General features: G+C 56.8%; 9 protein-coding genes. 5 read left to right on the plus strand and 4 right to left on the minus strand.

The window, feature by feature from the left end:
• Positions 1-5 precede the first annotated feature (5 nt).
• A complete protein-coding gene (gene tkt / locus AC2T6E_RS19205; RefSeq protein WP_486692882.1) occupies positions 6-1,994 on the plus strand; it encodes a transketolase in 1,989 nt (662 codons plus the stop codon).
• 131 nt (positions 1,995-2,125) lie between these two features.
• On the opposite strand, the gene AC2T6E_RS19210 is transcribed toward tkt, so the two are convergent.
• The 3 genes from AC2T6E_RS19210 to aegA form a co-directional block, all read right to left on the minus strand.
• Positions 2,126-3,169, minus strand: a complete 1,044-nt coding sequence (locus tag AC2T6E_RS19210; protein WP_108416681.1) for a DUF1176 domain-containing protein — start codon at positions 3,167-3,169, stop codon at positions 2,126-2,128.
• A gap of 109 nt (positions 3,170-3,278) precedes the next feature.
• Positions 3,279-3,869, minus strand: coding sequence for a GDP-mannose pyrophosphatase NudK (gene nudK / locus AC2T6E_RS19215; RefSeq protein WP_486692884.1), 591 nt, complete (start codon positions 3,867-3,869; stop codon positions 3,279-3,281).
• Between the two features lie 67 nt (positions 3,870-3,936).
• Complete coding sequence (gene aegA, locus AC2T6E_RS19220; RefSeq protein WP_486692886.1) at positions 3,937-5,913, minus strand: formate-dependent uric acid utilization protein AegA; 1,977 nt, start codon at positions 5,911-5,913, stop codon at positions 3,937-3,939.
• A gap of 151 nt (positions 5,914-6,064) precedes the next feature.
• Here aegA and narQ point away from each other — a divergent pair, with 151 nt between their 5' ends.
• Both narQ and acrD read left to right on the plus strand, forming a co-directional pair.
• Positions 6,065-7,759: a nitrate/nitrite two-component system sensor histidine kinase NarQ gene (gene narQ, locus AC2T6E_RS19225; RefSeq protein ID WP_262185964.1), complete on the plus strand. Its 1,695-nt coding sequence runs from the start codon at positions 6,065-6,067 to the stop codon at positions 7,757-7,759.
• Positions 7,760-7,901: 142 nt separating this feature from the next.
• Positions 7,902-11,015 carry a multidrug efflux RND transporter permease AcrD gene (acrD, locus tag AC2T6E_RS19230; RefSeq protein ID WP_211447395.1) on the plus strand — a complete coding sequence of 1,038 codons (3,114 nt, stop codon included), beginning with the start codon at positions 7,902-7,904 and terminating at the stop codon, positions 11,013-11,015.
• 107 nt (positions 11,016-11,122) lie between these two features.
• Here acrD and ypfM read toward each other — a convergent pair whose 3' ends face one another.
• Positions 11,123-11,182, minus strand: a complete 60-nt coding sequence (gene ypfM / locus AC2T6E_RS19235) for a protein YpfM (protein WP_015572204.1) — start codon at positions 11,180-11,182, stop codon at positions 11,123-11,125.
• 388 nt (positions 11,183-11,570) lie between these two features.
• Here ypfM and AC2T6E_RS19240 point away from each other — a divergent pair, with 388 nt between their 5' ends.
• Positions 11,571-11,921, plus strand: a complete 351-nt coding sequence (locus tag AC2T6E_RS19240; RefSeq protein ID WP_148400482.1) for an ArsC family reductase — start codon at positions 11,571-11,573, stop codon at positions 11,919-11,921.
• A gap of 10 nt (positions 11,922-11,931) precedes the next feature.
• Positions 11,932-13,059 (plus strand): succinyl-diaminopimelate desuccinylase, encoded by a 1,128-nt coding sequence (gene dapE / locus AC2T6E_RS19245; protein ID WP_260662402.1) that lies wholly within the window; start codon positions 11,932-11,934, stop codon positions 13,057-13,059.
• Positions 13,060-13,064 lie beyond the last annotated feature (5 nt).

Here is a 13,064-nt window from a genome sequence, read left to right on the forward strand (position 1 = left end):
GAACTATGTCCCGTAAAGAGCTCGCCAATGCCATTCGCGCCCTCAGCATGGATGCCGTGCAGAAAGCCAATTCCGGCCATCCCGGCGCACCGATGGGCATGGCCGATATTGCCGAAGTGTTGTGGAACGACTTCCTGAAGCACAACCCGAATGACCCCACCTGGTACGATCGCGACCGTTTTATTCTTTCCAACGGTCACGCATCGATGCTGCTCTACAGCCTGCTGCATCTTTCCGGCTACGACCTGCCGCTTGAGGAGCTAAAAAACTTCCGCCAGCTGCACTCCAAAACGCCGGGCCACCCGGAGATCGGCTATACGCCGGGCGTGGAAACGACGACCGGGCCGCTCGGTCAGGGGTTAGCCAATGCGGTCGGGCTGGCGATTGCCGAACGCACGCTGGCGGCGCAGTTTAACCAGCCGGACCACGAGATTGTCGACCACTACACCTATGTGTTTATGGGTGACGGCTGCCTGATGGAGGGGATTTCGCACGAGGTCTGCTCGCTGGCGGGCACGCTGGGACTCGGCAAGCTGATCGGGTTTTACGATCACAACGGCATCTCTATTGACGGGGAAACCGACGGCTGGTTTACCGACGACACGGCAAAACGCTTCGAAGCCTACCACTGGCACGTGGTGCATGAGATTGACGGGCACGATCCTGAAGCCGTGAAAAAAGCGATTCAGGAAGCGCAGAGCGTGAAGGACAAACCGTCCCTGATTATCTGCCGTACGGTCATCGGCTTCGGCTCGCCGAACAAGGCGGGCAAAGAGGAGGCGCACGGCGCGGCGCTGGGTGACGAAGAAGTGGCGCTGACCCGGCAGAAGCTGGGCTGGAAATACCCGCCATTTGAGATCCCGAAAGAGATCTACAGAGCCTGGGATGCCCGCGAAGACGGTGAGAAAGCCCAGCAAGCCTGGAACGAAAAATTTGCCGCCTACAAAAAAGCGCATCCGGAGCTGGCGGCCGAGTTTTCACGCCGCATGAGCGGCGGCCTGCCGGAAGACTGGGACGATAAAACCCAGGCGCTGATCGAAAACCTGCAGTCCAACCCGGCGAAAATCGCCACCCGTAAGGCGTCGCAAAATACGCTGAACGCAATCGGCCCTATTCTCCCCGAACTGCTCGGCGGCTCGGCGGATCTGGCGCCGAGTAACCTGACCATCTGGTCCGGCTCAAAATCGCTCAAAGAGGACATCGCCGGGAACTACATCCACTACGGCGTGCGCGAGTTCGGGATGACGGCCATTGCCAACGGCATCGCCCATCACGGCGGCTTTGTGCCCTACACGGCCACCTTCCTGATGTTCGTCGAGTACGCCCGTAACGCGGCGCGCATGGCGGCGCTGATGAAGGCGCGGCAAATCATGGTTTATACCCACGACTCCATCGGGCTGGGGGAAGATGGGCCCACGCACCAGGCGGTTGAACAGCTGGCGAGCCTGCGCCTGACGCCGAACTTCAGCACCTGGCGTCCGTGCGATCAGGTCGAAGCGGCGGTCGGCTGGAAGCTGGCGGTAGAGCGCCACAACGGACCAACGGCATTAATTCTGTCGCGCCAGAACCTGGCGCAGATTGAGCGCACCCCGGAGCAGGTGAAAAACATCGCCCGCGGCGGCTACATCCTGAAAGACAGCGGCGGCAAGCCGGACGTGATCCTGATTGCCACAGGTTCCGAGGTGGAAATCACGGTGAAAGCCGCGGAGAAACTGACCGCCGAAGGACACGCGGTGCGTGTGGTATCTCTGCCTTCCACGGATATTTTTGATGCACAGGATGAGGCGTACCGGGAATCGGTCCTGCCGTCCAGCGTCGCGGCGCGCGTGGCGGTGGAGGCCGGTATTGCCGACTACTGGTACAAGTATGTCGGGCTTAAAGGGGCGATTGTTGGCATGCGGGGCTACGGTGAGTCCGCCCCTGCCGATAAGCTGTTCCCGTACTTCGGCTTTACCGTTGAGAACGTGGTGGAGAAGGCGCTGAGCGTGCTGTAGTGCGGTCTGCGTTGCCGGGTGGCGCTGTCGCTTACCCGGCCTACGGTTCGAAGTGTTCTAGATCCGGCACATTGTCACAGACCGCAAGATTCGTAGGCCGGGTAAGGCGTAGCCGCCACCCGGCAAAAAAACTACCGCGTGATCCACAGCGTAGGCCACGCATCTGGCCCGTTCCAGTTATCACAGCTGGGCTCTTCCGCATAGCGGACCAGGCGGAAGCGCTGGCCGTCAAAACGCCAGCGCGTCTGGATCCCGCAGTCCCCAATGCCCCGCCCTAACGCCAGCGTGGTCAGCTCACGCGTTTTCTCATCGAAGCTGGCATTCATCAGCTCCATCTCACTGCTGTTGCTTGAAGGGGTAAATGGCAGACGCAACCTGATGCTACGGGCAGAAAACGGCTTTTTGCGCGAAACCTGCCATGCCAAATCGACGGTGTTATACGCCCCGGCTTCGCAGCTGACGATCAGCAGCGCTTTGTCATCGGTTAACGCGGTAACGCGGACTTCACGGCGGTTCGGATCAAGCGAGCATTGACTGTTATTCATCCGCCAGGTGCCATAATCCAGCAGGTCGTTCAACTCTTCATGGGTCAGCGGCGTCGGTGTCGGGTTGACGACCGCCACCTCTTTTAATGCGGGTGCGGGCGGCACGCTCAGCGGCGGACTGTTCCCTTTTTTTATCCAGGCGGTTTTGCTGCCGACGCGTTTTTGCTGGGCATCGATAAACAGCAGCGCCGCTTTCAGGCCATCCAGTGAGATAACCTGCTTACCACCCTTCAACGTCAGAGCGTGCCCTTCCTGAATGTTTTTCAAAAAAGCGGTGATGGTGGCGGCATCGTCAGTCTTCAGATGCCAGGGCGTTAATTGCCAGTGCTGAGGCGAAAGCTTAAGCGGTACGTCATCCAGCAGCAGTCGCGGCGCGATATCAGGCTCTTTCACGGCGGGGTCAGAAAGCCCACCAAGATCGATCCGCAGCGTGGCGTCCGTTTTCGCGCCCGCGCTGCGGCTGAGCGTCATGACCAGACCGCGATGTTCACCGGTATTTCGCGCAACGCAAAAATTCTGGTTATTGCAGGTGACCTGCCAGTCAGAGAAGGACTGCTGGGCGGGAGCAGCCCACACCAATGGCGCGGGTAGCACGCAAAACAGGAAGAGAATAAAAACGCAGTAGCGCATGAATGGCACAATCCCGGAAACGAAAACGTCAAACTGGGCAGTATCTTCGTGTCCGAACCGGGCTTGCTCAATCGGATTTATCGGATAGATTTATCTGAAATGTAATCTATCACCGTTCGAAAGAGGGGCTCATGATCCCGGTCGTTTGCAGGTACTGCAACAATATTACGGCTTTACCGTCCCTGATCTCTCCGCTTCTCACCATTGCCACTGCCTGAGAAAACGGCATTTCCAGCACCTCAATATCTTCATCCTCGACGCCACCGCCCCGGTGAGTGCGCTGCGCATCGTGGTATTCCGCAATGAAGAAGTGGACAATTTCCGTCACGCCGCCTGGCGACATGAACAGTTCGAACACCTTTTTCACCTCACCCACTTCAAAGCCCGTTTCTTCAACGGCCTCTTTGCGGATACAAACCTCAGGCTCATCATCGTCTAGCAGGCCTGCGCAGGTTTCAATTAATCGTCCGTCAGGATTGCCATTCACCCATGTCGCCACCCGAAACTGGCGAATCAATACCACGCTCTGTTTTTCACGGTTGTAGAGCAAAATGGTTGCGCCATTGCCACGGTCGTAGACCTCGCGCTTGTGGCGGATCACTTCACCATTCTTACGCGTTAAATCATAGGTGATGTTATGCAGGACAAAGTAATTTTCGGACAGGATTTTGTCTTTAATAACGTCAATTTTGAGGGTCATACGGGCTCCACGACATAATGAGTGCAGTTATACTACGCCGTGGAGCGCGCTTTGTCGCCGGTCGGATTTAGTGCGCCGTTGGCGCTGTTATCTCAAGCCAGTCGAGAATACCCTGCGCCGCATGGCGCCCCTCAGCCATCGCAGTGACCACTAAATCGGCACCGCGCACAGCGTCACCTCCGGCAAAAATTTGCGGGTTGCTGGTCTGGTAACGATACTGTCCTTCGACAGAGGCAATGATGCGCCCCCAGTCATCCGTTTCCACGCCCTGGGCCTGCAGCCAGGGCATCGCGTGCGAATTAAAGCCAAACGCCATGATCACCGCATCGGCAGGCAGGACGAACTCACTGCCTGCAATCGGAACGGGACGCCGACGCCCCTGCGCATCCGGTTCACCCAGTTCGGTGCGCAGCATCCGGATACCGTTGACCTTCCCGTCCGAAGCAAGCGTCAGCTCGACGGGCTGGACGTTAAATTCAAACGCCGCCCCCTCCTCTTTCGCGTTCTTCACCTCTTTTTTCGACCCCGGCATGTTGGCCTCGTCCCGGCGATAGGCACAGGTCACTTTGGCGGCCCCCTGCCGCAGCGCGGTTCGCACGCAATCCATCGCCGTATCCCCTCCGCCGAGTACCACCACATTCAGCCCCTGCGTGTCGATAAACGGCTCAGAGGCGCTCGACTCAAGCCCCATCAGGTGGCGGGTGTTTGCCACCAGGAACGGCAGCGCGTCATAGACACCCGGCGCATCTTCATGAGGGATACCGGCCTTCATGGAGCGGTAGGTCCCTACGCCAATAAACAGGGCATCATAATCACGCTGCAGCTGCGTCAGAGAGACATCGCGCCCCACTTCGCAGTTGAGTTCAAACCGGATCCCCATCGCGGTAAATATCTCTCTGCGCCGCGCGAGCAGGGATTTATCCAGCTTGAAGGCGGGAATGCCAAACGTCAGCAGTCCGCCGATTTCCGGATGGCGGTCATACACCGTCACGCTCACGCCGCTGCGTACCAGCACGTCGGCGCACGCCAGCCCTGCCGGGCCCGCACCAATAATGGCCACCCGCTTGTCCACCGGGAGGACGCCGCTCATGTCCGGCGTCCAGCCCATCGCCAGCGCCTGGTCTGAGATGTAGCGCTCGATATTACCAATGGTCACGGAACCCGACTCATCGCGCAACGTGCAGGCTCCCTCGCATAAGCGGTCCTGCGGGCAAACGCGGCCCGTAATTTCCGGTAAACAGTTGGTTTGGTGGGAGAGCTCTGCCGCGCCGGTGATATCCCCCGCGTTGACGCGCGCAATCCACTGCGGAATGTGGTTGTGCAGCGGGCAGGTCCACTCGCAGATGCTGTGCTCCCCGCAGGTCAGGCAGCGGGACGCCTCACGTCTGGCCTGTTCAGCCCGAAACGGCAGATAGATTTCGTTGAAATGGCAGGCGCGTTCTTGCGCCGGCAGCTTGTCTGGCTCGCCCCGTGGAGGAGTATTGTGCAACTGCTGTAGTTTGGTTTGCGGCTGAACCTGTTGCACCGCCTCGCCGTGCCACGGCTGCGCTTCCTGTCGCGCGGTGCGCGTGCGCCGCGCTTTCGACAGGTTATCCAGCACGGCGGGTGTGGCAAGCGTGAGCACGTCAGCCGGGCAGTTTTCAATACAGGCAGGCCCCTGAGACCGCCCCAGGCAGAGATCGCATTTGTGCGCCGACGCCTTCACGCTCGCGTTATCCAGCGGCGTAACGATGATGTCCATCGTGCCGAACGGGCAGGCTACCACGCAGGCTTTGCAACCAATGCATTTATGTTGATTCACCTGTACGCTGTCGCTGTGCTTGCTGATAGCCCCGTTCGGACAGCTGTGCGCGCAGGGGGCATTTTCGCAATGGTGGCAGGTAACGGGACTGTTCTTCCCCTCTGATTTGAGGACCGTAATACGGGGATGAAAATGGCGCTCACTCAGAACATGTTGCTCATCGTTGTGCGCCATCACACACGCGACCTCACAGGCACGACACCCTATGCATTGCTGGCTGTTGGCCATAATAAAACGATTCATAACGACACCTGTTTTTGGTTCAATAACCTTATTCTTTCTATATGTACTGTATTTAGCCACGGTGACGTGTTCAGGCAATGTTCAAATGCCCAGAAAGCCGAACTATCTCCAGTGAACCTGTGGCAGATCAATTTATTCAGGAAGCTGATTTGTGACCGTTAAACGCCCTGTTTCCGGAAGCCTGGCTCGGGCTTTCTTTTCGATGATTGTGTTATCCGTTATGACCAGCGCCATCGCGCTGATGACACTCGCCAGCAGCCAGCGAGACGCTGAGGCGATTAACATTGCGGGTTCGCTGCGTATGCAGAGCTACCGCCTGGGCTACGAGATGCAGCGCGCCAGCCCGTCACTGATGGAACACCGTGAAGCCTGGCAGCAGACGCTGAGCGCCCCTGCGCTGCAGACGTTGAACCGCTGGTATGTGCCGGACGATGTTAAACAGCGCTACCACCAGCTGCATCTTGCCTGGCAGGAGATGAGCCAGCGCATCGCCAGCGGCGACACCGCCTGGTATCAGGCCCACATTGAGGATTTCGTCGGCCGTATTGATGCCTTTGTGCTGGCGCTTCAGCACTACACCGAACATAAAATTCAGCTGGTGATCCTGATGTCGCTGGCGGGTGGACTGAGCATTCTGCTGCTGGCGCTGGCGACGCTGCGGCGGATCCGCCGTCAGGTGGTACTGCCGCTGAACAATCTGGTCGCGGCCAGCGAGCGTATCGAACAGGGACAATTTGATACGCCCGCACCGGATACCGCCCTGCCCAACGAGCTGGGCCAGCTTTCCCGCGCGTTTAACCATATGTCAGCGGAACTGCATTCGCTTTATCGCTCGCTGGAGCAATCCGTGGACGAAAAGACGCAGCACCTGAATGAGGCGCATCAGCAGCTCGAAATGCTGTTCAAATGTTCTCAGGCGCTGAATACCGGACAGATAGACAGCCATTGTTTCAGGCATATTTTGCAGATCGTGCATGAATACACGCAGATAAATTATCTGGCGCTGCGGACCAGTGACGACTGGCAACTGTTCGAAGGCAGCGAAGCCGAAGGCGCGAAACTGCACAGTTTGCCTGTTCTGATGCAGGACACCCTGTATGGCGAACTGCGCTGGCAGAGCGAGACCGGGGGCGTGTCACTCCCGCTGATGAAGAGCGTGGCGACGATGCTGGGGCGCGGGCTTTACTTCAACCAGGCGCAAAAACACTATCAACAGCTGCTGCTGATGGAAGAGCGCGCCACCATCGCCCGCGAACTGCATGATTCGCTGGCGCAGGTATTGTCCTATCTGCGCATTCAGCTTGCCCTGCTCAAACGCACCGTCCCGGATGAGAATGCCCAGGCGCAGACCATCATCACGGACTTCTCGCGCGAGCTTAACAACGCCTGGCACCAGCTGCGTGAACTGCTCACCACCTTCCGCCTGACGCTCAACCACGCAAACCTGCCCGCCGCGCTGCAGGAGTCTCTCGAGGGATTGCAAACCCAGACGAAGGCGAAGCTGGTTCTCGATTGTCGACTCTCATCCCTGGCCCTGGATGCGCAAAAACAGGTGCATTTGCTGCAGATTGTGCGTGAAGCGGTGCTGAACGCCATCAAACATGCCGACGCGAGCGAGATCACCGTCAGCTGCATTACCGCCGCTGACGGTACGCACAGCGTGGCGGTACGCGATAACGGTATTGGCATTGGCGAGGCGAACGAACCACCGGGCCATTACGGGCTGAACATCATGCGCGAACGTGCAGAACGGCTCGGCGGAACGCTGCGCTTTTCACAGCCGAAAAACGGCGGAACGGAGGTCACCGTCACTTTCCGTACACCCGCAGCGCTGGCGGGTAAATAACGGTAAAGGGGAACGCGCAGGGAAAAGCGCATGATAATTTACATTATCTCCTTTATTTCTCCACGTTTGACCTGGGCCTAACCGCTAAAGTTATGCGGGCAATAAACAATAATGACGTGCAGCAAAACGAGGTCACACTTTCATGGCGAATTTCTTCATCGATCGCCCCATTTTTGCCTGGGTACTTGCCATTCTGTTATGTCTGACGGGTGTTCTGGCGATTACTTCACTTCCTGTTGAGCAATACCCCGATCTGGCGCCGCCAAATGTGCGCGTCACGGCAAACTATCCTGGCGCATCAGCCCAGACGCTGGAAAATACCGTCACCCAGGTGATCGAGCAGAACATGACGGGTCTCGATAACCTGATGTACATGTCCTCACAGAGCAGCGCCACCGGTCAGGCTACGGTGACACTGAGTTTTACGGCGGGAACCGACCCGGATGAGGCGGTGCAGCAGGTGCAAAACCAGCTCCAGTCTGCCCTGCGTAAGCTACCGCAGGCGGTGCAGAACCAGGGCGTGACCGTACGTAAAACCGGTGACACCAATATTTTAACCATCGCGTTTGTCTCCACCGATGGTTCGATGGATAAGCAGGATATCGCTGACTACGTGGCGAGTAATATCCAGGATCCGCTCAGCCGTATTAACGGCGTGGGGGATATCGACGCCTACGGCTCGCAGTATTCCATGCGCATCTGGCTGGATCCCAACAAGCTGAACAGCGTGCAGATGACGGCCAAAGACGTGACTGACGCCATCGAATCGCAGAACGCTCAGATCGCCGTCGGTCAGCTGGGCGGTACACCCTCTGTCGATAACCAGGCGCTGAACGCGACCATTAACTCTCAGTCCCTGCTCCAGACGCCCGATCAGTTCCGTAATATCACGCTGCGGGTCAATCAGGACGGCTCTGAAGTGCGGCTGGGCGATGTCGCGACCGTGGAAATGGGCGCGGAAAAGTATGATTATCTGAGCCGCTTTAACGGTAACCAGGCATCCGGCTTAGGGGTGAAGCTGGCCTCCGGCGCGAACGAAATGGCAACCGCTGAACTGGTGCTAAATCGCCTTGACGAACTGTCGCACTATTTCCCGCACGGGCTGGAATACAAAGTCGCCTACGAAACCACCTCCTTCGTTAAAGCCTCTATTGAAGACGTGGTGAAAACCCTGCTGGAAGCGATCGGGCTGGTGTTCCTGGTCATGTACCTGTTCCTGCAAAACTTCCGCGCCACGCTTATTCCCACCATTGCCGTTCCGGTGGTGCTGCTCGGCACCTTCGCCGTGCTGTATGCCTTTGGTTACAGTATCAATACCTTAACCATGTTCGCGATGGTGCTGGCGATTGGCCTGCTGGTGGATGACGCCATCGTGGTGGTGGAAAACGTCGAACGCATCATGAGCGAAGAAGGACTCTCGCCGCGCGAAGCCACGCGAAAATCGATGGGGCAAATACAGGGCGCGCTTGTTGGTATTGCGATGGTGCTCTCAGCGGTGTTTATCCCGATGGCGTTCTTTGGCGGCACCACCGGTGCGATTTACCGCCAGTTTTCCATCACGATTGTCTCCGCGATGGTGCTCTCGGTGCTGGTGGCGATGATCCTCACCCCTGCCCTCTGCGCCACCCTCCTCAAGCCGTTACATAAAGGCGAGCATCACGGGCAAAAAGGCTTTTTCGGCTGGTTTAACCGCATGTTCAACCGCAACGCGGCGCGCTATGAGGCGGGCGTGGGTAAGATCCTGCATCGCAGCGTGCGCTGGATGGCGATTTATGTCCTGCTATTAGGCGGAATGGTGTTCCTGTTCCTGCGTCTGCCAACCTCCTTCCTGCCGCTGGAAGATCGCGGCATGTTTATCACCTCCGTTCAACTGCCAAGCGGTTCTACGCAGCAACAAACGTTGAAGGTGGTGCAGAAGGTTGAGAACTATTTCCACACCAAAGAGAAAGATAACGTTGTTTCCGTCTTCTCCACCGTCGGCTCGGGCCCGGGCGGGAACGGGCAGAACGTCGCACGCATGTTCGTGCGCCTGAAAGACTGGGATCAGCGCGACAGCGACACAGGCTCCTCGTTCGCCATTATTGAACGCGCGACGAAAGCCTTCAGCCATATCAAAGAAGCGCGCGTATTTGCCAGCAGCCCTCCGGCCATCAGCGGTCTGGGGAGTTCCGCCGGGTTTGATATGGAACTGCAGGATCACGCGGGAGCCGGACATGACGCGTTAATGGCTGCGCGCGATAAATTGCTCGATCTGGCCAGCAAGGATCCACAGCTGACCCGCGTCCGTCACAACGGCCTGGATGACAGCCCGCAGCTCCAGGTCGATATCGACCAGCGTAAAGCGCAGGCGCTCGGCGTATCCATTGATGACATCAACGACACGCTGCAAACGGCCTGGGGCTCAAGCTACGTTAACGACTTTATGGATCGCGGCCGCGTGAAAAAGGTCTACGTTCAGTCTGCCGCCAAATACCGTATGCTGCCGGACGATATTAACCGCTGGTATGTGCGTAATAACGCAGGGGGCATGGTGCCGTTCTCCGCCTTCGCCACGTCGCGTTGGGAAACCGGCTCACCGCGCCTGGAACGCTACAACGGCTACTCGGCGCTGGAGATCGTAGGTGAAGCCGCGCCGGGCGTCAGTACCGGTACCGCGATGGATATTATGGAAAAACTGGTGCAGCAGTTGCCAACCGGGTTTGGCCTGGAGTGGACGGCGATGTCGTATCAGGAGCGGCTCTCAGGTGCACAGGCCCCTGCGCTGTACGCCCTGTCGCTGCTGGTAGTTTTCCTCTGCCTTGCCGCACTGTATGAGAGCTGGTCAGTACCGTTCTCGGTAATGCTGGTGGTGCCGTTAGGCGTCATCGGTGCGCTGCTGGCAACCTGGATGCGCGGCCTGGAGAACGATGTTTACTTCCAGGTGGGGCTGCTGACCGTTATTGGCCTGTCGGCCAAAAACGCCATTCTGATCGTGGAATTTGCCAATGAGATGAATGCGAAAGGCCAGGACCTGCTAGCCGCAACGCTGTACGCTTGCCGCCAGCGTTTACGCCCGATTCTGATGACCTCTCTGGCGTTTGTCTTCGGGGTACTGCCGATGGCGACCAGTTCGGGTGCCGGTTCCAGCAGCCAGCATGCGGTCGGTACCGGGGTGATGGGGGGGATGATTTCAGCCACGATTCTGGCTATTTATTTCGTGCCGCTGTTCTTTGTGCTGGTGCGACGTCGCTTCCCGCTGAAGGAAAAGCCTGAGTAACCAATGAAATAAAAAAGGCGGCTTTCGTAGCCGCCTTTTTATTGTGTGATTCATTCACACTATGGTTATTTTACTTATTTAAGTGCGCTTGCAATTCTTACTGAATGTCATTTACGAAGCATGCCTTCGATAAAATCTTTCCAGTTCCCCAGTTCACGTTCAATCATAACAACCTCTCTTATTATTATGCGCATTCTACGGAAACGTATCATCATTGTGAAGACTATTTAACCAATTGCAGTGATTGTACCCCGCTATCCCCGGTGGATTTATGATAAATATGAACGCACGCCCTTAAATTTTGTGTGACCGCCAGCAATATTTTGAAATAACCCTACGAGCAGATGATTAGATATTTAACCACTGACTTTATTAGAGATTTAAACCTGATAGACATCTATGCTTAAATGATGAAAGAATATTCAGCTTACAGGTGTGAGGTGAATTAAGGAGAATTGTAAATCAAGAGAATTCCTGAATGTGTTATATTCCACTTAAGGATATATCTTCGAATTTATTGAACATTCCTTCTGCATAAGAACAAAAGGATTCACTATGGTTGTGATGTACGGCATTAAAAATTGCGACACTATCAAAAAAGCCCGCCGCTGGCTTGAAGCAAACAACGTAGAGTACCGCTTTCACGATTACCGTGCTGACGGTCTGGATGCAGAATTTCTGCATACCGCGATCGGTGAACTGGGCTGGGAAGCGCTGCTCAATACCCGGGGCACCACCTGGCGTAAACTGGATGAATCCGTCCGCGCCGGTATCACCGATGCGGACAGCGCGGCAGAACTGATGCTTGAAATGCCAGCAATTATCAAACGACCATTGCTCTGCAAGCCAGGTCAGCCTATGCTGCTGGGTTTCAGTGAAACCCTTTATTCTGACTTTTTTCGTTGAGGTGTAGTCTATGTCATGCCCGGTCATTGAGCTGACTCAGCAGCTTATCCGCCGTCCTTCTCTTAGCCCGGACGATGCAGGTTGTCAGGCATTAATGATTGAGCGTCTGCGTGCCATCGGTTTTACCGTTGAGCGCATGGATTTTGGCGATACGCAGAACTTCTGGGCCTGGCGCGGTCAGGGGGAAACGCTGGCGTTTGCCGGGCATACGGATGTGGTTCCCGCGGGTGATGCAGACCGCTGGATCAATCCCCCGTTCGAACCCACCATCCGCGACGGTATGCTGTTTGGCCGCGGTGCGGCAGACATGAAAGGCTCACTGGCGGCCATGGTCGTGGCCGCAGAGCGTTTCGTTGCCCAGCATCCTAATCATAAAAATCGTCTCGCGTTTTTGATCACCTCCGACGAAGAAGCCAGCGCGCATAACGGTACCGTGAAAGTCGTTGACGCGCTGATGGCGCGTAACGAACGTCTCGACTACTGCCTGGTGGGTGAGCCATCCAGCACCGAAGTGGTGGGCGATGTCGTGAAAAACGGTCGTCGCGGGTCCATGACCTGTAATCTGACCATTCACGGTGTGCAGGGGCACGTGGCCTATCCTCACCTGGCCGACAACCCGGTGCACAGTGCCGCGCCGATGCTGAACGAACTGGTGGGGATAGAGTGGGACAAAGGCAACGAATTCTTCCCACCAACCAGCATGCAGATTGCCAACGTCAAGGCCGGAACCGGCAGCAACAACGTCATCCCTGGGGATTGCTTTGTACAGTTCAACTTCCGCTTCAGCACGGAACTGACCGACGAGATGATCAAAGCCCGCGTGATCGCACTGCTGGAAAAACACCAGCTGCGCTATACCGTGGAGTGGTGGGTGTCCGGCCAACCGTTCCTGACGCAGCGTGGAAAGCTGGTAGATGCGGTAGTGAACGCCATCGCACACTATAATGAAATTAAGCCACAGCTGCTGACGACTGGCGGCACCTCTGACGGACGCTTTATCGCCCGTATGGGTGCACAGGTTGTCGAACTGGGTCCAGTAAACGCGACCATTCACAAAATCAATGAATGTGTCAACGCGGCTGATTTACAACTGCTGGCCCGTATGTATCAACGTATTATGGAGCAGCTCGTCGCCTGACGACT

This window comes from Enterobacter sp. B79-1, assembly GCF_057444735.1.

Bases quoted from the DNA above. Each gene is read 5' to 3' on its own strand.
- nudK (WP_486692884.1), bottom strand. From the start codon at position 3,869: ATGACCCTCAAAATTGACGTTATTAAAGACAAAATCCTGTCCGAAAAT.
- acrD (WP_211447395.1), top strand. From the start codon at position 7,902: ATGGCGAATTTCTTCATCGATCGCCCCATTTTTGCCTGGGTACTTGCC.
- AC2T6E_RS19240 (WP_148400482.1), top strand. From the start codon at position 11,571: ATGGTTGTGATGTACGGCATTAAAAATTGCGACACTATCAAAAAAGCC.
- tkt (WP_486692882.1), top strand. From the start codon at position 6: ATGTCCCGTAAAGAGCTCGCCAATGCCATTCGCGCCCTCAGCATGGAT.
- dapE (WP_260662402.1), top strand. From the start codon at position 11,932: ATGTCATGCCCGGTCATTGAGCTGACTCAGCAGCTTATCCGCCGTCCT.
- AC2T6E_RS19210 (WP_108416681.1), bottom strand. From the start codon at position 3,169: ATGCGCTACTGCGTTTTTATTCTCTTCCTGTTTTGCGTGCTACCCGCG.
- aegA (WP_486692886.1), bottom strand. From the start codon at position 5,913: ATGAATCGTTTTATTATGGCCAACAGCCAGCAATGCATAGGGTGTCGT.